The organism is Saccharothrix sp. AJ9571 (assembly GCF_021725495.1).
GTDB classification, from domain to species: Bacteria; Actinomycetota; Actinomycetes; order Mycobacteriales; family Pseudonocardiaceae; genus Amycolatopsis; species Amycolatopsis magusensis.
This window is the reverse complement of sequence record NZ_CP091382.1, coordinates 1,743,774-1,760,795: the sequence shown is the minus strand read 5'-3', so window position 1 is coordinate 1,760,795 and position 17,022 is coordinate 1,743,774. Positions and strand designations below refer to the sequence as shown.

Genomic DNA, 17,022 nt, shown 5'->3' with positions numbered 1-17,022 from the left:
CCAAATGATTCACCGGGTGGCAGCCACGCCGACCGGTGAGCAAGTTAAAAATTAAGTCCAGGAGGACATTCCAGTGGCGAAGTCGAAGTTCGAGCGCACCAAGCCGCACGTCAACATCGGAACCATCGGTCACGTCGACCACGGGAAGACCACTCTGACCGCGGCCATCACCAAGGTTCTGCACGAGAAGTACCCCGAGCTGAACACCGCCTCGGCGTTCGACCAGATCGACAACGCGCCGGAAGAGAAGCAGCGCGGTATCACGATCAACATCTCGCACGTCGAGTACCAGACCGAGAAGCGCCACTACGCCCACGTGGACGCCCCCGGTCACGCGGACTACATCAAGAACATGATCACCGGTGCCGCCCAGATGGACGGCGCGATCCTGGTGGTCGCCGCGACCGACGGCCCGATGCCGCAGACCCGTGAGCACGTGCTGCTCGCCCGCCAGGTCGGCGTGCCCTACATCGTGGTGGCCCTGAACAAGGCCGACATGGTCGACGACGAGGAGATCCTCGAGCTGGTCGAGCTGGAGGTCCGCGAGCTGCTGTCCTCCCAGGAGTTCCCCGGCGACGACCTCCCGGTGGTCAAGGTCTCCGGCCTGAAGGCGCTCGAGGGCGACCCGAAGTGGAGCGAGACCGTCCTCGAGCTGATGGACGCCGTGGACAACAACGTCCCGGACCCGCAGCGCGAGCTGGACAAGCCGTTCCTCATGCCGATCGAGGACGTCTTCACCATCACCGGTCGTGGCACCGTGGTGACCGGTCGCGTGGAGCGCGGCCAGGTCAACGTGAACGACGAGGTCGAGATCGTGGGCATCCGCGAGAAGGCCACCAAGACCACCGTCACCGGTGTCGAGATGTTCCGCAAGCTGCTCGACTCGGGCCAGGCGGGCGACAACGTCGGCCTCCTGCTCCGCGGCATCAAGCGTGAGGACGTCGAGCGCGGCCAGGTCGTCGCGAAGCCCGGCGCCACCGTGCCCCACACCGAGTTCGAGGCCTCGGTGTACATCCTCTCCAAGGACGAGGGTGGCCGGCACACGCCGTTCTTCAACAACTACCGCCCGCAGTTCTACTTCCGCACCACCGACGTGACCGGCGTGGTGACCCTCCCCGAGGGCACCGAGATGGTCATGCCGGGCGACAACACCGACATCAAGGCGAACCTGATCCAGCCGATCGTCATGGACGAGGGCCTGCGGTTCACCATCCGCGAGGGTGGCCGCACCGTCGGCGCCGGCCAGGTCACCAAGATCAACAAGTGATCTCCACCTGAACCCGGGGGGCTCTCGACCCCGGGTTCAGGCCGTGAAATCACCTGTGCGACACTATTCAGGTTGCTTCGTGATGGGGCGGCCGAACCCGATCCGGGTTGCGGCCGCCCTGTCACGAGAGCCGAGGTCCGCCGAGCTCTTCCTTCGGGTGAGGGTTGCGGGCAAGGGACGCCGATTCGGCGGCCCCCTCACGTTGAGGAAGACCAGGCAGGACGACGATCCCCGGGGATCCGTCTGTGCAGCGGGCGCGACACGCCCGACCGCGTGGACCGGAGACAGGGCCGTTGAACTGCGGAAACCGGGGCGGAAGCCCGGGTTGAACAGATAGCGGCACGAGACGACAAGGAACGCAGCCACCATGGCGGGACAGAAGATCCGCATTCGGCTCAAGGCCTACGACCACGAGGCGATCGACGCCAGCGCGCGCAAGATCGTCGAGACGGTCACGCGCACCGGCGCCTCAGTCGTGGGCCCGGTGCCGCTGCCCACCGAGAAGAACGTTTATTGCGTCATCCGCTCGCCGCACAAGTACAAGGACTCGCGCGAGCACTTCGAGATGCGCACGCACAAGCGGCTGATCGACATCCTCGACCCGACGCCGAAGACGGTGGACGCGCTCATGCGCATCGACCTGCCGGCCAGTGTCGACGTCAACATCCAGTAAGCGCGGACCTGCTTGCAGGGTCCGAACCACCGGACACAGTCGAGCGGCGATACAGAAGAGACGGACTCATGTCTGATAGGCAAGTGAAGGGCATCCTGGGCACCAAGCTCGGCATGACCCAGGTCTTCGACGAGCACAACCGGATGATTCCGGTGACCGTCGTGCAGGCCGGGCCGAACGTGGTGACCCAGGTCCGTACCCAGGACAAAGACGGCTACAGCGCCGTGCAGCTGGCCTTCGGTGCCGTGGACCCGCGCCGGGTCAACAAGCCGAAGACCGGGCACTTCGACAAGGCGGGGGTGACCCCGCGCCGGCACCTCGCCGAGCTGCGCACCACCGACGCCGATGGTTACGAGGTCGGCCAGGAGATCACCGCCGAGGTGTTCCCCGCCGGCACGGTCATCGACGTGACCGGTACGACCAAGGGCAAGGGCTACGCCGGTGTCATGAAGCGCCACGGCTTCAAGGGCCAGGGCGCCAGCCACGGTGCGCAGGCCGTGCACCGCAAGCCCGGCTCGATCGGTGGCTGCGCTACCCCGGGCCGTGTTTTCAAGGGGCTCCGCATGGCGGGCCGGATGGGTTCCGCGCGGGTGACCACGCAGGGCCTGACCGTGCACGACGTGCGCGCCGACGAGGGCCTGCTGCTGATCAAGGGCGCGGTCCCCGGGAACAAGGGCGGTCTGGTCTTCGTCAGGACCGCCGCGAAGGGTGGTAACACCGAATGACCAGCGTCGAGCTGAAGACCCCGGCCGGTAAAGCCGACGGCACGATCGAGCTCCCCGCGGAGATCTTCGACGTGCAGGCCAACGTGCCGCTGATGCACCAGGTCGTGACGGCCCAGCTGGCCGCCGCGCGACAGGGCACGCACGACACCAAGACCCGCGGCGAGGTCGCGGGCGGTGGCAAGAAGCCGTACCGCCAGAAGGGCACCGGTCGCGCCCGCCAGGGTTCGATCCGCGCCCCGCAGTTCACCGGTGGTGGCGTCGTCCACGGCCCCACGCCGCGTGACTACACCCAGCGGACCCCGAAGAAGATGAAGGCCGCCGCCCTGCGTGGCGCCCTCTCCGACCGGGCCCGCGCCGGCCAGCTGCACGTGGTCACCGAGCTGGTCAGCGGCGAGAAGCCGTCGACCAAGGCCGCGAAGACCGCGCTGCGCGCGCTGACCGAGGCCAAGCGGGTGCTCGTGGTGCTGCACCGCGACGACGAGCTGTCGTGGAACTCGGTGCGCAACCTGACCGACGTGCACCTGATCACGCCGGACCAGCTCAACACCTACGACGTGCTGGTCAACGACGACGTGGTGTTCACCAAGTCCGCGTTCGACGTCTTCGTCGCCGGGCCCGCCAAGGGCAAGGGCGCCAAGGCCACCGCGCGGTCGAGCGAAGTTGCCGAAGGGAGTGACGAGCAGTGAGTTCCGTCGCCATTCCTGACCCCCGCGACATCGTGCTCGCGCCGGTGATCTCCGAGAAGTCCTACGGGCTGCTCGAGGACCACAAGTACACGTTCGTGGTTCGCCCGGACGCCAACAAGACCCAGATCAAGATCGCCATCGAGCAGATCTTCGGTGTCAAGGTCGTCAGCGTGAACACGCTGAACCGCCAGGGCAAGCGCAAGCGCACCCGGTACGGCTTCGGCAAGCGCAAGGACATCAAGCGCGCCGTCGTGACCCTGTCCGCTGAGAGCAAGCCGATCGAGATCTTCGGCGGACCCGCCGCGTAAGGGACTGAGCAGACATGGGTATTCGCAAGTACAAGCCGACCACTCCCGGTCGCCGTGGTTCCAGCGTCTCCGACTTCGCCGAGATCACCCGGTCCACGCCGGAGAAGTCGCTGCTGCGTCCGCTGCACGGCCGCGGCGGCCGCAACTCCTCCGGCAAGATCACCACCCGGCACAAGGGTGGTGGCCACAAGCGGGCGTACCGGCTGATCGACTTCCGCAGGCACGACAAGGACGGCATCCCGGCCAAGGTCGCGCACATCGAGTACGACCCCAACCGGTCCGCTCGGATCGCGCTGCTGCACTACGCGGACGGCGAGAAGCGCTACATCATCGCGCCGGAGAAGCTGCGCCAGGGCGACACCGTGGAGAACGGCCCCCGCGCCGACATCAAGCCCGGTAACAACCTGCCGCTGCGCAACATCCCGGTCGGTACCGTGATCCACGCGATCGAGCTCCGCCCCGGTGGCGGCGCGAAGATCGCCCGGTCCGCGGGCGCCAAGGTCCAGCTGGTGGCCAAGGACGGGCCGTACGCCCAGCTGCGGATGCCTTCGGGCGAGATCCGCAACGTGGACGTGCGCAACCGCGCCACGGTCGGCGAGGTCGGGAACTCCGATCACGCCAACATCAACTGGGGCAAGGCCGGTCGCAACCGCTGGCGGGGCAAGCGTCCCACCGTCCGTGGTGTCGTGATGAACCCGGTCGACCACCCGCACGGTGGTGGTGAGGGCAAGACCTCCGGTGGCCGCCACCCGGTCAACCCGAACGGCAAGCCGGAGGGCCGCACCCGCCGCAACAAGCCGAGTGACAAGCTGATCGTCCGCCGCCGGCGTACCGGCAAGAAGCGCTGAGCAGGGAGGTAGAAGACTATGCCGCGCAGCCTGAAGAAAGGCCCGTTCGTGGATGACCACCTGCTCAAGAAGGTGGACGCGCTGAACGAGGCGAACAAGAAGACGGTGATCAAGACCTGGTCCCGCCGCTCCACGATCATCCCCGATTTCCTGGGGCACACGATCGCGGTGCACGACGGCCGCAAGCACGTCCCGGTGTTCGTCACCGAGGCGATGGTGGGTCACAAGCTGGGCGAGTTCGCCCCGACGCGGACCTTCAAGGGTCACATCAAGGACGACCGCAAGTCCCGCCGCCGCTGAGCGGTGCGACAGACAGCAAAGAGGTAGCAAGCGATGAACGCCAAGGATGCGACGGTCGAGGCTCTGCCCACGGCCTTCGCGCGGGCTCGCTTCGTCCGGGACTCGCCGACCAAGGTGCGCCGGGTGATCGAGCTCATCAAGGGCCGCAGCGCCGCCGACGCCCTCGCCGTGCTGCGGTTCGCACCGCAGGCGGCCAGTGAGCCGGTGGCGAAGGTGCTCGCCAGCGCCATGGCCAACGCCGAGAACAACCTCGACCTCGACCCGGACACCCTCTGGGTCAAGAACGCGTACGCCGACGAGGGTCCGACCCTCAAGCGCATCCGTCCGCGGGCCCAGGGCCGCGCGTACCGGATCCGCAAGCGCACGAGCCACATCACCGTCGAGGTGGAGTCGCGGCCGAAGGCCGACAAAAAGGCGAAGAGCAAGAAGGCAGGTGGCCGGTAGTGGGCCAGAAGATCAACCCGCACGGCTTCCGGCTGGGCATCACCACGGACTGGAAGTCCCGCTGGTACGCCGACAAGCAGTACGCCGAGTACGTGGCGGAAGACGTCAAGATCCGCAAGCTCCTGTCCACGGGCATGGAGCGGGCCGGCATCTCGAAGGTGGAGATCGAGCGCACCCGTGACCGGGTTCGCGTCGACATCCACACCGCCCGTCCGGGCATCGTCATCGGCCGCCGCGGCGCCGAGGCCGACCGGATCCGCGGTGCGCTCGAGAAGCTGACCAAGAAGCAGGTCCAGCTCAACATCCTCGAGGTCAAGAACCCCGAGGCCGACGCCCAGCTGGTCGCGCAGGGTGTGGCGGAGCAGCTGTCCAACCGCGTGGCGTTCCGCCGCGCGATGCGGAAGGCGATCCAGAGCTCCATGCGCTCGCCGCAGGTCAAGGGCATCCGGGTGCAGTGCGGTGGCCGCCTCGGCGGTGCCGAGATGTCCCGCTCGGAGCACTACCGCGACGGCCGCGTGCCGCTGCACACGCTGCGCGCCGACATCGACTACGGCTTCTTCGAGGCCCGCACCACCTTCGGCCGCATCGGCGTGAAGGTGTGGATCTACAAGGGTGACGTGGTCGGCGGGCTCAAGGCCAAGGAAGCGCGTGACGCTGCCGCGGCCGCCGAGCGCGCGCCGCGTCGCGACCGTGGCGACCGTCCGTCCCGCCCGCGCCGCTCCGGCGCGTCGGGCACCACGGCCACCTCCACGGAAGCGGGCCGGGCCGCCGCGGCGACCAAGAACGACACCGCCGCCGAGTCGGCGACCCCGGCTGCCGAGGGCACCACCCCGGCCGCCGCAGAGAAGACGGAGGGCTGACGTGCTCATCCCGCGCAAGGTCAAGCACCGGAAGCAGCACTCGCCGAAGCGCGCCGGTGCCGCCAAGGGCGGTACCAAGGTCAGCTTCGGTGACCTGGGCATCCAGGCACTCGAGCACAGCTACGTGACGAACCGGCAGATCGAAGCGGCCCGTATCGCCATGACCCGCCACATCAAGCGTGGCGGCAAGGTGTGGACCACCATCTACCCGGACCGCCCGCTGACCAAGAAGCCCGCCGAAACCCGCATGGGTTCCGGTAAGGGTTCCCCGGAGTGGTGGATCGCCAACGTCAAGCCGGGCCGGGTGATGTTCGAACTGAGCTTCCCCAACGAGGCCACGGCTCGCGAGGCGCTCCGCCGCGCGATCCACAAGCTGCCCATGAAGTGCCGAATCGTGACCCGTGAAGGTGGTGAGTTCTGATGGCCAAGGCAGAAGCCGCCGCGGCATCGGAGCTGCGTGAACTCACTGCGGAGGAGCTCGTGCTGCGCCTCAAGGAGGCCAAGGAGGAGCTGTTCAACCTCCGCTTCCAGATGGCCACCGGGCAGCTGGACAACAACCGCAGGCTGCGGGCCGTCCGCTCGGACATCGCCCGCATCTACACGGTGATGCGCGAGCGCGAGCTCGGGCTGTCCGTCTCCCCAGATGACGCCGAGAGCGAAGAAGGTGCCGCATGAGCGAGCCGATCGCGGCCCAGGACAAGGCGTCCGGCCGCAACTACCGCAAGGTCCGTGAGGGCCTGGTCGTCTCCGACAAGATGGACAAGACCATCGTCGTCGAGCTGGAGGACCGCAAGAAGCACGCCCTCTACGGCAAGGTCATGCGGTCCACCACCAAGGTGAAGGCGCACGACGAGGAGAACACCGCCGGTATCGGCGACCGCGTTCTGCTCATGGAGACCCGACCGCTGTCGGCCACCAAGCGCTGGCGGCTCGTCGAGATCCGCGAGAAGGCCAAGTAAGCCGGGGGACTTCTCAAAGTTCCCTATCCGTTCCGCCAGGCTCACCCCGGTCCACGGGGTGAGAACCGGCGAGACATACAGGAGTTGACGTGATCCAGCAGGAGTCGCGACTGCGAGTCGCCGACAACACGGGTGCCAAGGAGATCCTCTGCATCCGCGTGCTCGGCGGTTCGGGGCGGCGCTACGCGGGTATCGGCGACATCATCGTCGCCACCGTTAAGGACGCCATCCCGGCTGCCGGGGTGAAGAAGGGCGACGTGGTCAAGGCCGTCATCGTCCGCACGGTGAAGGAGCGGCGTCGTCCGGACGGCTCCTACATCCGGTTCGACGAGAACGCCGCGGTGCTCATCAAGAACGACAATGAGCCGCGTGGCACCCGCATCTTCGGCCCGGTCGGCCGTGAGCTGCGCGATCGGAAGTTCATGAAGATCATCTCGCTCGCGCCGGAGGTGTTGTAAGTGAAGGTGAAGAAGGGCGACACGGTCGTCGTCATCGCCGGCAAGGACAAGGGCGCCAAGGGCAAGGTCATCCAGGCCTACCCGGAGCGGTCGCGCGTGCTGGTCGAGGGTGTGAACCGGATCAAGAAGCACACGCGGATCAGCCAGACCCAGCGCGGCGCGCAGTCCGGCGGCATCGTGACCCAGGAAGCCCCCATCCACGTGTCGAACGTGATGGTCGTCGACTCCGACGGCAAGCCGACCCGGGTGGGCTACCGCATCGGCGAGGACGGCAAGAAGGTCCGGATCTCGCGCAGCAACGGCAAGGACATCTGATGACCACCGCTGAGAAGATCGTGCCGCGTCTCAAGACGCGCTACCGCGAGAGCATCGCGGGCGAGCTCCAGAAGGAGTTCGAGTTCGCGAACGTGCACCAGATCCCCGGTGTGGTCAAGGTCGTGGTGAACATGGGCGTCGGCGACGCCGCCCGTGACAGCAAGCTGATCGAAGGCGCCATCCGCGACCTGGCCACCATCACCGGGCAGAAGCCCGAGGTGCGCAAGGCCCGGAAGTCGATCGCGCAGTTCAAGCTGCGCGAGGGCCAGCCGATCGGCGCGCGGGTCACCCTGCGCAACGACCGCATGTGGGAGTTCCTGGACCGGCTGCTGAACATCGCGCTGCCGCGTATCCGCGACTTCCGCGGACTGTCGCCGAAGCAGTTCGACGGCAACGGCAACTACACCTTCGGTCTCAACGAGCAGTCGATGTTCCACGAGATCGACCCCGACTCCATCGACCGCCCCCGCGGCATGGACGTCACCGTTGTCACCACCGCCACCACCGACGACGAGGGCCGCGCGCTGCTTCGCAAGCTCGGCTTCCCGTTCAAGGAGAACTGAGCCGATGGCCAAGAAAGCACTGGTCCACAAGGCCGCGAAGAAGCCGAAGTTCAAGGTGCGCGGCTACACCCGCTGCCAGCGGTGCGGTCGCCCGCACTCGGTCTTCCGCAAGTTCGGGCTGTGCCGTATCTGCCTTCGCGAGATGGCACATGCCGGCGAGCTGCCCGGCGTGAGCAAGTCCAGCTGGTAAAGGCTTCCTTCAAGACTCCCAAGTTCGCCACAGGCCCCGCCACGATGGTGGCGGGGAACCAGGGCGAGAAAGGTTGACAGGTCACCATGACGATGACCGACCCGATCGCAGACTTCTTGACCCGTCTGCGCAACGCGAACTCCGCGTACCACGACGAGGTCGTGCTGCCCCACTCGAAGCTCAAGGCGAACATCGCCGAGATCCTCAAGCGCGAGGGCTACATCTCCGCCTTCCGCGACGAGCCGGGCGAGAAGCACAAGAACCTCGTGGTGCAGCTCAAGTACGGCCCGAACCGTGAGCGCAGCATCGCCGGCCTCCGGCGCGTGTCGAAGCCCGGTCTGCGCGTGTACGCCAAGTCCACCGAACTGCCCAGCGTGCTGGGTGGCCTCGGGGTCGCCATCATCTCGACGTCCTCCGGTCTCCAGACCGACCGGCAGGCCAAGCGCAACGGCGTGGGCGGCGAAGTCCTCGCCTACGTCTGGTAAGGGAGGGGATCAGCAATGTCACGTATCGGAAAACTGCCGGTCACCGTCCCCGCCGGGGTCGAGGTGAAGATCGACGGGCAGCACATCTCGGTCAAGGGCCCGAAGGGCACGCTCGAGCACAGCATCGCCGAGCCGATCTTCGCCGAGCTCAACGACGGGGTCATCGAGGTCAAGCGACCGGATGACGAGCGCACCAGCCGGGCCCTGCACGGCCTGACCCGCACCCTGGTGAACAACCTGGTGGTCGGTGTCACCGAGGGCTACGAGAAGAAGCTCGAGATCCACGGCGTCGGTTACCGCGTGCAGGCCAAGGGCTCGGACCTCGAGTTCGCGCTCGGCTACTCCCACCCGGTGCACATCCCGGCTCCGGAGGGCATCACCTTCAAGGTGGAGACCCCCACCCGGTTCTCGGTGTCCGGCATCGACAAGCAGAAGGTCGGCCAGACCGCAGCGGTCATCCGCAAGCTGCGCCGTCCGGACCCGTACAAGGGCAAGGGCCTGCGGTACGAGGGTGAGCGCATCCGCCGCAAGGTCGGAAAGACGGGTAAGTGATCATGAGCGACACGACTACGACGAAGCGCAAGCCGGTCGGCAAGGACGTCTCGACCCGCCGTCGCGTGGCGAAGACCCGTCGGCACTTCCGGCTCCGCAAGAAGATCAACGGGACTCCGGAGCGGCCGCGGCTGGCCGTGAAGAAGTCCTCGCGGCACCTGTCCGTCCAGCTGATCGACGACCTCGCCGGGCACACCCTGGCCGCGGCGTCGACCATGGAGGCGGACGTGCGCGCGGCCGACGGCGACAAGAAGGCCAAGGCCGCCAAGGTGGGCGAGCTGCTGGCCGCCCGCGCCAAGAACGCCGGCGTGACCAGCGTGGTGTTCGACCGGGGTGGCAACGCCTACCACGGCCGTATCGCCGCGCTCGCGGAGGCCGCCCGCGAGGCGGGCCTGGAGTTCTGATGACTATGCAGTACATGCTGGTGAATGGAAGGAAAGCCTGATGCCGGGACGTACACGGCAATTCGGCGGCGGCCAGGGCGGTCCCGGCGGGCAGGGCGGCAACGACCGCAATGACCGCCGCGAGCGCCGGGATCGCCGCGACGGCGGCCGTGGCGGGGCGGCCCAGGAGAAGACCCCGCACCTCGAGCGCGTGGTCGCGATCAACCGCGTCGCCAAGGTCGTCAAGGGTGGTCGGCGCTTCAGCTTCACCGCCCTGGTGGTCGTCGGTGACGGCGACGGTCAGGTCGGCGTCGGCTACGGCAAGGCCAAGGAAGTTCCCGCGGCCATCGCCAAGGGTGTCGAGGAGGCGAAGAAGAACTTCTTCCGCGTGCCTCGCATCGCCGGCACCATCCCGCACCCCATCCAGGGTGAGGACGCCGCCGGTGTGGTGCTGCTGCGCCCGGCGAGCGCCGGTACCGGTGTGATCGCCGGTGGTTCGGTGCGTGCGGTGCTGGAGTGCGCCGGGGTGCACGACGTGCTCTCCAAGTCGCTCGGCAGTGACAACGCGATCAACATCGTGCACGCCACCGTCGCGGCTCTGAAGGGCCTGCAGCGTCCCGAGGAGGTGGCGGCCCGCCGTGGCCTGCCGCTCGAGGACGTCGCTCCGGCCCGGATGCTGCGCCAGCGCGCCGGTCAGGGGGTCTGAGATGGCTCAGCTCAAGGTGACCCAGGTCAAGAGCAAGATCGGCACGAAGCACAACCACCGCGAATCGCTGCGCACCCTCGGGCTGCGCAAGATCCGGCAGTCGGTGGTGCGTGAGGACACCCCCCAGGTGCGCGGTTTGATCCACGCCGTCCGCCACCTGGTGGAGGTCGAGGAGGTCAAGTCATGACGGCCATCAAGATCCACCACCTGCGCCCGGCGCCCGGCGCCAAGCGCGACAAGATCCGGGTCGGCCGCGGTGAAGGCTCGAAGGGCAAGACGGCCGGTCGCGGTACGAAGGGTACGAAGGCGCGGAAGAACGTGCCCGTGCGCTTCGAGGGTGGGCAGATGCCCATCCACATGCGCCTGCCGAAGCTGCGCGGCTTCAAGAACCGGTTCCGCACCGAGTACCAGCCGGTGAACGTGGGCGACATCGCCCGCGTCTTCGCCGACGGTGGCAAGGTCGGCCCGGAAGAGCTCGCGGCCCGCGGCCTGGTCCGCAAGGGCAAGCTGGTCAAGGTTCTCGGCAACGGTGACCTCAACGGCGTCAAGCTCGACGTCACCGCCGACGCCTTCTCCGGCTCCGCCAAGGAGAAGCTCGAAGCCGCCGGTGGCTCCGCCACCACGAACTGAGGCGCTTCTTCCCGCAAAAGGCCCGCCAGGTCCCCAGGACCCGGCGGGCCTTTTCACGTCCCCCACCCCGCCTCTCCCCGCAGCCCCACCCCGAACACCTGCTTCTCCCCGCAGAAGCCGAGCGCGTGCTTCTGCCCGCGCAGAATCCGGACGCCTGCTTCCCCGCGGAAGCCTGGTGCGTACTTCTGCCTGCGGAAGCCGGGTGCCTGTTTCTCTCTCCGCCTAAGCCGGGTGCCTGCTTCACCGGGGAAGCCTGGCGCGTGCTTCTGCCCGCACAACTCGGGCCGCCGCCCTTCCCAGCAGAACCGAGGCACCCGCTTGTGCCTGCAGAATCGAGCGGCCTGCTTCCCCACGAAACTCGAGCCGCCTGCTTCTGCCCGCAGAATCCTGCGCGCCTTCGCCCATGCCGCCTTCGCCGCGACCTGATTCTGCCCGCAGAACCCCGCGACGGCCGCCGCGAGGCCTTCCCCCTGCCCGCGCCCGCCGTGCCACTCTGCGCACGTCCGCCGAACCTGCTTTACCCCGCAGAAGCCCGCGCACCCCGCACCTGCCTGCAAAACGTGCCCACCCTGCTTTAGCCCGCAGAAGCCTGCGGCCCTGCTTCTCCCCGCGAAAGCCTGCCGGCCTGCTTTTGCCCGCAGAAGCATCCCGGTGCCAGGATCGCGCCATGACGGATCAGCCGCCCCCACCTGAACCGGCCACTGTCCGAGACCAGCGCCGCGGCCTGAGCGTCCTCCTCGCCCTGGTCGCGCTCCTGCTCACGGTCACCGGCTCCTTCCTTCCGCTCTTCGTCAGCGTCGTACCCGGCATCGAGGGCGCCGAGGGCGTCGGTATCACCGTCACCGGTTGGTCGGCCGAATCCGACGCCGCAGGTCTGCCCAGCCTCGAAGAGGGCAACGTCCTCACCCCATTCGCTCGCAACGGCGTCATGTTGATCGTCGCCGCGCTGCTCCTCGGCGGGGCCGCCGTCCTCACCGGACGCTCGTTCAAAACCGGATCGACTACGCCGGCGCGCTCCGCCTCTGTCGGGGCTGCCGCTTTCCTGCTCGCGATCGTCGGTTCGATCGGTATGCAGGCCATCGGCTGGGCGGACCTGTTCTCCGCGACCGGCGCCCCCGCTGGCCCCGGCCTCGGCTACTGGCTGATCGCCGCGGCCGCGGGCTTCGCCGTCATCGCCGCAATCCTGCTCAACCTGCACCCACCGCGAACGCCTCGCCCACGAGCCACCTCCCAGGACACCTCGACCCCGCGCTACGGCTTTCCCATCCCCGAAGACCCCTCCCCACCAGCGCAAACCTGACCCGGCATGCATTTGCCCGCAAAAGCATGCCGCCGGAAATCGGGGCGCGGACGGGAGGGGACCCCCGGTAGGGTCGCGCTATCTGGAGGTGGTGGAAATGGGCTGGCTGGCCGTCTTCTTCGGAGCTTCGACGCTCATCGCGCTGACCCCCGGCGCGAACAACCTGCTCGGCATGCATCACGGCATGGGCCACGGCCTCGGCAAGGCGATCGTCGGCCTGCTCGGCAGGCTCGCCGCGTTCGTGCTGCTCATCGCAGCCGTCGCCGCCGGGCTCGGCCAGCTCCTCGCCGCTTGGGAACCCGCGCTCACCATCGTCAAGTGGGTTGGCGTCGCCTACCTCGTCTACCTGGGCGTTCGTATCCTGATCGAGGCCCGTCGTCTTTTGCCCGCAAAAGACGACCCGGCTCCTGCGGGTACGACGGCGGCGATCGCGCGCAAGGAGTTCCTGGTCGCGATCACCAACCCGAAGGCGGTGCTCATCTTCACCGCGTTCGTGCCGCAGTTCATCGATCCGGCCCACGGGCCGGTGCCCGCCCAGGTCGCGCTCCTCGGTGCGGTCTACCTGCTCGCCGAGTTCCTCGCCGGCACCGTCTACATCGTCGTGGGCACTCTGGTGAACGCCGCCCGCATGAGCCTGCGGGCCCGCCGCAACATCGACCGGGGCACCGGCGTAGTCCTGCTCGGTATGGCGGGGCTGCTCGCCGGCTCCAGAACCTGAGTACTAGGCCACCCGGGTGGTTCCGCCAGTCTTTCCTGTCCGCTCACAGCGGACAGAATGTCCCCCACCCCAGCGGTTCCCGGCCGCTGTGAGCGCCCTCACCGGTGAAGATCACGCTCCACGAACGGGTGACCAGTACCTCTTCCGAGCAACCCCCCGATTCGCTCTCGAACGAATAAGCCGCACGCGGTGCCACGGCCGATCCGGGTGCTGTTAGAGTCGGCGACACGCTTTGGGGCCAGTGTGCCCTGATGCGTTCCTGGCTTGCCTGCCAGTGAGTTGTGTTCCCGCCGGCCACCGTGCCGGCCAAGCCGTTCGTCGGTCCGATGGCCGACGACGTCGAGGAGGTCCCCCGCGTGCTCAGCGCCTTCCGCTCGGCTCTCGCGACGCCGGACCTGCGCAAGAAGATCCTGTTCACGCTGATGATCGTGGCCGTATACCGGCTCGGCGCGATCACCCCAGCTCCTGGGGTTTCCTACCCCAACGTCCAGGCATGTCAGGCGCAGACCGATCAAGAGGGCATTTACTCGCTGCTGAACCTCTTCAGCGGTGGGGCTCTCCTGCAGTTGTCGATCTTCTCGACGGGCATCATGCCGTACATCACGGCGAGCATCATCGTCCAGCTCCTCACCGTGGTCATCCCGCGGTTCGAGGAGCTGAAGAAGGAAGGTCAGTCCGGTCAGGGCAAGCTGACCCAGTACACCCGCTACCTGACCATCGCGCTGGCGATCCTGCAGGCGACCGGCGTGATCGCGCTGGCCGACCGCGGGCAGCTGTTCCAGGACTGCGACCAGCCGGTCATCCCGGACAACAGCGTCTACTCGCTCACGCTGATCGTGATCACCATGACCGCGGGCACCGCGGTGATTATGTGGCTGGGTGAGCTGATCACCGAGCGCGGCGTCGGCAACGGCATGTCCGTGCTGATCTTCCTGAACATCGCGGCCCAGCTGCCGACCGAGGGTGCGAACATCCTCGAGCGCAACAACGCCGTGGTCTTCACCTTCGTCTGCATCCTCGGCCTGGCGATCATCGCCTCGGTCATCTTCGTCGAGCAGGGCCAGCGCCGGATCCCGGTGCAGTACGCCAAGCGCATGGTCGGCCGCCGGATGTACGGCGGTACCTCGACCTACCTGCCGATCAAGGTGAACCAGGCCGGTGTCATCCCGGTCATCTTCGGTTCCTCGCTGCTCTACCTGCCGGACCTGATCAGCCGCCTGATCGGCGACCCGAACAGCAACTCGGGCTGGCAGGTCTTCCTGCAGAACTACGTGGTGAACCAGTCCAGCTGGGTGCACATCCTGCTGTACTTCGCGCTGATCATCTTCTTCACGTACTTCTACATCACGATCACGTTCAACGTGGACGAGCGTGCGGAGGAGATGAAGAAGTTCGGCGGGTTCATCCCGGGCATCCGCCCGGGGCGGCCGACCGCCGAATACCTGAGCTACGTGCTCGGCCGGATCACCCTGCCCGGCTCCATCTACCTCGGCTTGGTAGCGATCCTGCCGAACTTCTTCCTGTCCATCACCGGTGACGGCAACAACCAGAACTTCCCGTTCGGTGGTACCGCCGTGCTGATCATGGTCGGTGTCGGCCTCGACACCGTGAAGCAGATCGAAAGCCAGCTCATGCAGCGCAACTACGAAGGGTTCCTCCGATGACGAGGCTGGTTCTTGTCGGGCCTCCCGGAGCGGGCAAGGGCACGCAGGCGACAGCGTTGTCCGAAAAACTCAGGGTGCCGCACATCTCCACCGGCGACCTGTTCCGCGCGCACGTCGGCGAGCAGACCCCACTGGGTCGCGAAGCCCAGCGCTACATGGACTCGGGTGAACTGGTGCCCGACACCGTCACCAACGAGATGGTCCGCGAACGGCTGGCCGAGCCAGACGCCAAGGCGGGCTTCCTGCTCGACGGCTTTCCGCGCAACACCAAGCAGGCGGACGTGCTCGGCCAGATGCTGGCCGACGCCGACACCAGCCTGGACGCGGTGATCCAGCTCGAGGTGCCCGAGGACGTCGTGGTCGCCAGGCTGCTTTCGCGGGGTCGTTCCGACGACACCGAAGAGGTCGTCCGCCGGCGCCAGCAGGTGTACCGGTCGGAGACCGCGCCGCTGCTGGAGTACTACGGCGACATCCTGGTGGCCGTGGACGGCGTCGGCGAGGTCGACGAGGTCTCGGCCAGGGTGCTGGCCGCGCTGCCCGACCGACGGTGACTGTGGGCGGACTGCGTGTACCGAAGTTTCTCCGCCGAGGTCGCATGATCGAGCTGAAGTCCCGGGGCGAGCTGGAAGCGATGCGCGCCGCCGGGTTGGTCGTGGCGCGCACGCTCGAGCTGGTCACCGAGGCCGCACGGCCCGGGGTCTCGACGAAGGAGCTCGACGAACTCGCCGAGCAGACCATCCGGGACGCCGGCGCGGTGCCTTCGTTCAAGGGCTACCACGGGTTCCCGGGGTCGATCTGCGCCTCGGTGAACGAGCAGATCGTGCACGGCATCCCGGCGACTTCGCAGGTGCTGGCCGACGGCGACCTGATCTCGGTCGACTGCGGCGCGATCCTGGACGGCTGGCACGGCGACTCGGCGGTGACCATCGCCGTCGGGGCGGCTGTTTCGGCGAAGGACCTCGCGTTGTCGGATGCCACGCGGACGGCGATGTGGGCGGGCGTCGAGGCGGTGCAGCCGGGTGCCCGGCTGACCGACATCTCGTACGCCGTGCAGTCCGCCGCGGAACGCGCCGGCGAGGCCGACGGCACCGAGTACGGGATGATCCTCGAGTACGGCGGCCACGGCATCGGCACCGAGATGCACATGGAGCCGTTCCTGCCGAACGTCGGGAAGCCGGGGAAGGGCCCGCGGCTGCGGCCGGGCATGGCGCTCGCCGTCGAGCCGATGCTGACCGGCGGCGGGGGCGAGACCCTCGAACTGGACGACGGCTGGACCGTGGTCACCGCCGACGGCTCGCGGGCCGCGCACTGGGAGCACACCGTCGCCATCACCGACGACGGCCCCTGGGTCCTCACCGCCCCCGCCTGACCCCCACCAGCTTCTGCGGGCAAAAGCAGGCCCGCATGCTTTTGCGGGCAAAAGCATGTCGACCCCGGCGGGCGCCTCGATCGGGCTGTTCTTGGTCGCCTGACCAGGTGTTTCTCGCGTGGTGGCGGCAACCCCCGCCGCCGTCTACCCTGGAGGTAGCCCGGTGGCTTCGGCCTCCCGGAAGAGCCCGACCGCGATGTGACGTAACACAGTCAACCCCCGGTTGGGTGTCGCGACACGGCTTGCGTACACTGTCAAGTCGGCGTACTCATCTCGTCGGTTCCAGCGCGCGTGTAATCACTTGCGGCATCGGAGTCGGGGCGGAGCGTGCGTCGGGCACCATCGCAAGCACTCACCGCTCAACCAATCACGAAACGCGGAGGACATGGGCAAGAAGGACGGGGCCATCGAGGTCGAAGGCCGCGTAATCGAGCCGCTTCCCAACGCGATGTTCCGCGTCGAGTTGGAGAACGGCCACAAGGTCCTTGCACACATCAGCGGCAAGATGCGGCAGCACTACATCCGCATCCTGCCCGAGGACAGGGTTGTCGTGGAGCTCTCGCCCTACGACTTGTCCCGTGGTCGCATCGTCTACCGCTACAAGTGATCACGGCGCAAC

General features: G+C 67.6%; 28 protein-coding genes. All 28 read left to right on the top strand.

Annotation, left to right across the window (positions count from 1 at the left end):
* Window positions 1-73 precede the first annotated feature (73 nt).
* Window positions 74-1,267, top strand: a complete 1,194-nt coding sequence (gene tuf, locus L3Q67_RS07340; RefSeq protein ID WP_209664015.1) for an elongation factor Tu — start codon at window positions 74-76, stop codon at window positions 1,265-1,267.
* A gap of 367 nt (window positions 1,268-1,634) precedes the next feature.
* Window positions 1,635-1,940 carry a 30S ribosomal protein S10 gene (gene rpsJ / locus L3Q67_RS07335; protein WP_003883485.1) on the top strand — a complete coding sequence of 102 codons (306 nt, stop codon included), beginning with the start codon at window positions 1,635-1,637 and terminating at the stop codon, window positions 1,938-1,940.
* Window positions 1,941-2,008: 68 nt separating this feature from the next.
* Window positions 2,009-2,665 carry a 50S ribosomal protein L3 gene (gene rplC / locus L3Q67_RS07330; protein ID WP_209664016.1) on the top strand — a complete coding sequence of 219 codons (657 nt, stop codon included), beginning with the start codon at window positions 2,009-2,011 and terminating at the stop codon, window positions 2,663-2,665.
* Complete coding sequence (gene rplD / locus L3Q67_RS07325; RefSeq protein WP_499188800.1) at window positions 2,662-3,351, top strand: 50S ribosomal protein L4; 690 nt, start codon at window positions 2,662-2,664, stop codon at window positions 3,349-3,351. The genes rplC and rplD overlap by 4 nt, the downstream gene beginning before the upstream one ends.
* Window positions 3,348-3,659 (top strand): 50S ribosomal protein L23, encoded by a 312-nt coding sequence (rplW, locus tag L3Q67_RS07320; protein ID WP_153035999.1) that lies wholly within the window; start codon window positions 3,348-3,350, stop codon window positions 3,657-3,659. Before rplD ends, rplW begins: the two co-directional genes overlap by 4 nt.
* Window positions 3,660-3,673: 14 nt before the next feature.
* Window positions 3,674-4,507 (top strand): large ribosomal subunit protein uL2, encoded by an 834-nt coding sequence (gene rplB, locus L3Q67_RS07315; protein WP_499188799.1) that lies wholly within the window; start codon window positions 3,674-3,676, stop codon window positions 4,505-4,507.
* An 18-nt stretch (window positions 4,508-4,525) separates the two neighbouring features.
* On the top strand, window positions 4,526-4,807 hold the full coding sequence (gene rpsS / locus L3Q67_RS07310) for a 30S ribosomal protein S19 (RefSeq protein WP_153035997.1): 282 nt from the start codon (window positions 4,526-4,528) through the stop codon (window positions 4,805-4,807).
* Window positions 4,808-4,840: 33 nt separating this feature from the next.
* Entirely contained in the window at window positions 4,841-5,251 is a 411-nt protein-coding gene (gene rplV / locus L3Q67_RS07305; RefSeq protein ID WP_209664019.1) for a 50S ribosomal protein L22, read from the top strand.
* Window positions 5,251-6,111, top strand: a complete 861-nt coding sequence (rpsC, locus tag L3Q67_RS07300; RefSeq protein WP_113695887.1) for a 30S ribosomal protein S3 — start codon at window positions 5,251-5,253, stop codon at window positions 6,109-6,111. Before rplV ends, rpsC begins: the two co-directional genes overlap by 1 nt.
* Window position 6,112: 1 nt before the next feature.
* Complete coding sequence (gene rplP / locus L3Q67_RS07295; protein WP_113695888.1) at window positions 6,113-6,532, top strand: 50S ribosomal protein L16; 420 nt, start codon at window positions 6,113-6,115, stop codon at window positions 6,530-6,532.
* Window positions 6,532-6,786, top strand: coding sequence for a large ribosomal subunit protein uL29 (gene rpmC / locus L3Q67_RS07290; protein ID WP_499188798.1), 255 nt, complete (start codon window positions 6,532-6,534; stop codon window positions 6,784-6,786). The genes rplP and rpmC overlap by 1 nt, the downstream gene beginning before the upstream one ends.
* Entirely contained in the window at window positions 6,783-7,070 is a 288-nt protein-coding gene (gene rpsQ / locus L3Q67_RS07285; RefSeq protein WP_113695890.1) for a 30S ribosomal protein S17, read from the top strand. The genes rpmC and rpsQ overlap by 4 nt, the downstream gene beginning before the upstream one ends.
* An 89-nt stretch (window positions 7,071-7,159) precedes the next feature.
* Complete coding sequence (gene rplN / locus L3Q67_RS07280) at window positions 7,160-7,528, top strand: 50S ribosomal protein L14 (protein ID WP_004558867.1); 369 nt, start codon at window positions 7,160-7,162, stop codon at window positions 7,526-7,528.
* Entirely contained in the window at window positions 7,529-7,843 is a 315-nt protein-coding gene (gene rplX / locus L3Q67_RS07275) for a 50S ribosomal protein L24 (protein ID WP_209664021.1), read from the top strand. It begins immediately after the preceding gene.
* Window positions 7,843-8,406: a 50S ribosomal protein L5 gene (rplE, locus tag L3Q67_RS07270; RefSeq protein ID WP_209664022.1), complete on the top strand. Its 564-nt coding sequence runs from the start codon at window positions 7,843-7,845 to the stop codon at window positions 8,404-8,406. Before rplX ends, rplE begins: the two co-directional genes overlap by 1 nt.
* A gap of 4 nt (window positions 8,407-8,410) precedes the next feature.
* A complete protein-coding gene (locus tag L3Q67_RS07265; protein ID WP_113695893.1) occupies window positions 8,411-8,596 on the top strand; it encodes a type Z 30S ribosomal protein S14 in 186 nt (61 codons plus the stop codon).
* A gap of 86 nt (window positions 8,597-8,682) precedes the next feature.
* Window positions 8,683-9,081, top strand: a complete 399-nt coding sequence (rpsH, locus tag L3Q67_RS07260) for a 30S ribosomal protein S8 (RefSeq protein WP_153035995.1) — start codon at window positions 8,683-8,685, stop codon at window positions 9,079-9,081.
* Between the two features lie 15 nt (window positions 9,082-9,096).
* Window positions 9,097-9,633, top strand: a complete 537-nt coding sequence (rplF, locus tag L3Q67_RS07255) for a 50S ribosomal protein L6 (protein WP_499188797.1) — start codon at window positions 9,097-9,099, stop codon at window positions 9,631-9,633.
* A 2-nt stretch (window positions 9,634-9,635) separates the two neighbouring features.
* Window positions 9,636-10,037: a 50S ribosomal protein L18 gene (gene rplR, locus L3Q67_RS07250; RefSeq protein WP_499188796.1), complete on the top strand. Its 402-nt coding sequence runs from the start codon at window positions 9,636-9,638 to the stop codon at window positions 10,035-10,037.
* A gap of 40 nt (window positions 10,038-10,077) precedes the next feature.
* Window positions 10,078-10,722, top strand: a complete 645-nt coding sequence (rpsE, locus tag L3Q67_RS07245) for a 30S ribosomal protein S5 (protein WP_153035992.1) — start codon at window positions 10,078-10,080, stop codon at window positions 10,720-10,722.
* A gap of 1 nt (window position 10,723) precedes the next feature.
* Window positions 10,724-10,909 carry a 50S ribosomal protein L30 gene (gene rpmD / locus L3Q67_RS07240; protein ID WP_209664025.1) on the top strand — a complete coding sequence of 62 codons (186 nt, stop codon included), beginning with the start codon at window positions 10,724-10,726 and terminating at the stop codon, window positions 10,907-10,909.
* On the top strand, window positions 10,906-11,352 hold the full coding sequence (gene rplO / locus L3Q67_RS07235; protein WP_209664026.1) for a 50S ribosomal protein L15: 447 nt from the start codon (window positions 10,906-10,908) through the stop codon (window positions 11,350-11,352). The genes rpmD and rplO overlap by 4 nt, the downstream gene beginning before the upstream one ends.
* A 667-nt stretch (window positions 11,353-12,019) precedes the next feature.
* A complete protein-coding gene (locus tag L3Q67_RS07230) occupies window positions 12,020-12,652 on the top strand; it encodes a hypothetical protein (protein WP_499188795.1) in 633 nt (210 codons plus the stop codon).
* A 97-nt stretch (window positions 12,653-12,749) separates the two neighbouring features.
* Window positions 12,750-13,370, top strand: a complete 621-nt coding sequence (locus L3Q67_RS07225; protein WP_499188794.1) for a LysE family translocator — start codon at window positions 12,750-12,752, stop codon at window positions 13,368-13,370.
* A 356-nt stretch (window positions 13,371-13,726) separates the two neighbouring features.
* Window positions 13,727-15,034: a preprotein translocase subunit SecY gene (gene secY / locus L3Q67_RS07220; protein ID WP_499191456.1), complete on the top strand. Its 1,308-nt coding sequence runs from the start codon at window positions 13,727-13,729 to the stop codon at window positions 15,032-15,034.
* Window positions 15,031-15,585 carry a nucleoside monophosphate kinase gene (locus L3Q67_RS07215; protein WP_499188793.1) on the top strand — a complete coding sequence of 185 codons (555 nt, stop codon included), beginning with the start codon at window positions 15,031-15,033 and terminating at the stop codon, window positions 15,583-15,585. Before secY ends, L3Q67_RS07215 begins: the two co-directional genes overlap by 4 nt.
* A gap of 44 nt (window positions 15,586-15,629) precedes the next feature.
* Complete coding sequence (map, locus tag L3Q67_RS07210; RefSeq protein WP_499188792.1) at window positions 15,630-16,403, top strand: type I methionyl aminopeptidase; 774 nt, start codon at window positions 15,630-15,632, stop codon at window positions 16,401-16,403.
* Window positions 16,404-16,788: 385 nt separating this feature from the next.
* The gene (infA, locus tag L3Q67_RS07205; protein WP_009948665.1) at window positions 16,789-17,010 is read left to right on the top strand and encodes a translation initiation factor IF-1; all 222 of its coding nucleotides are present in this window, start codon (window positions 16,789-16,791) and stop codon (window positions 17,008-17,010) included.
* Window positions 17,011-17,022: the final 12 nt, after the last annotated feature.

What these genes read in the sequence shown, in the direction of transcription:
- rpsJ (WP_003883485.1), top strand. Translation starts at nt 1,635, where the DNA reads ATGGCGGGACAGAAGATCCGCATTCGGCTCAAGGCCTACGACCACGAG.
- rplC (WP_209664016.1), top strand. Translation starts at nt 2,009, where the DNA reads ATGTCTGATAGGCAAGTGAAGGGCATCCTGGGCACCAAGCTCGGCATG.
- rplD (WP_499188800.1), top strand. Translation starts at nt 2,662, where the DNA reads ATGACCAGCGTCGAGCTGAAGACCCCGGCCGGTAAAGCCGACGGCACG.
- rplB (WP_499188799.1), top strand. Translation starts at nt 3,674, where the DNA reads ATGGGTATTCGCAAGTACAAGCCGACCACTCCCGGTCGCCGTGGTTCC.
- rpsS (WP_153035997.1), top strand. Translation starts at nt 4,526, where the DNA reads ATGCCGCGCAGCCTGAAGAAAGGCCCGTTCGTGGATGACCACCTGCTC.
- rplV (WP_209664019.1), top strand. Translation starts at nt 4,841, where the DNA reads ATGAACGCCAAGGATGCGACGGTCGAGGCTCTGCCCACGGCCTTCGCG.
- rpmC (WP_499188798.1), top strand. Translation starts at nt 6,532, where the DNA reads ATGGCCAAGGCAGAAGCCGCCGCGGCATCGGAGCTGCGTGAACTCACT.
- rpsQ (WP_113695890.1), top strand. Translation starts at nt 6,783, where the DNA reads ATGAGCGAGCCGATCGCGGCCCAGGACAAGGCGTCCGGCCGCAACTAC.
- rplE (WP_209664022.1), top strand. Translation starts at nt 7,843, where the DNA reads ATGACCACCGCTGAGAAGATCGTGCCGCGTCTCAAGACGCGCTACCGC.
- L3Q67_RS07265 (WP_113695893.1), top strand. Translation starts at nt 8,411, where the DNA reads ATGGCCAAGAAAGCACTGGTCCACAAGGCCGCGAAGAAGCCGAAGTTC.
- rpsH (WP_153035995.1), top strand. Translation starts at nt 8,683, where the DNA reads ATGACGATGACCGACCCGATCGCAGACTTCTTGACCCGTCTGCGCAAC.
- rplF (WP_499188797.1), top strand. Translation starts at nt 9,097, where the DNA reads ATGTCACGTATCGGAAAACTGCCGGTCACCGTCCCCGCCGGGGTCGAG.
- rplR (WP_499188796.1), top strand. Translation starts at nt 9,636, where the DNA reads ATGAGCGACACGACTACGACGAAGCGCAAGCCGGTCGGCAAGGACGTC.
- rpsE (WP_153035992.1), top strand. Translation starts at nt 10,078, where the DNA reads ATGCCGGGACGTACACGGCAATTCGGCGGCGGCCAGGGCGGTCCCGGC.
- rpmD (WP_209664025.1), top strand. Translation starts at nt 10,724, where the DNA reads ATGGCTCAGCTCAAGGTGACCCAGGTCAAGAGCAAGATCGGCACGAAG.
- rplO (WP_209664026.1), top strand. Translation starts at nt 10,906, where the DNA reads ATGACGGCCATCAAGATCCACCACCTGCGCCCGGCGCCCGGCGCCAAG.
- L3Q67_RS07230 (WP_499188795.1), top strand. Translation starts at nt 12,020, where the DNA reads ATGACGGATCAGCCGCCCCCACCTGAACCGGCCACTGTCCGAGACCAG.
- L3Q67_RS07225 (WP_499188794.1), top strand. Translation starts at nt 12,750, where the DNA reads ATGGGCTGGCTGGCCGTCTTCTTCGGAGCTTCGACGCTCATCGCGCTG.
- L3Q67_RS07215 (WP_499188793.1), top strand. Translation starts at nt 15,031, where the DNA reads ATGACGAGGCTGGTTCTTGTCGGGCCTCCCGGAGCGGGCAAGGGCACG.
- map (WP_499188792.1), top strand. Translation starts at nt 15,630, where the DNA reads ATGATCGAGCTGAAGTCCCGGGGCGAGCTGGAAGCGATGCGCGCCGCC.
- infA (WP_009948665.1), top strand. Translation starts at nt 16,789, where the DNA reads ATGGGCAAGAAGGACGGGGCCATCGAGGTCGAAGGCCGCGTAATCGAG.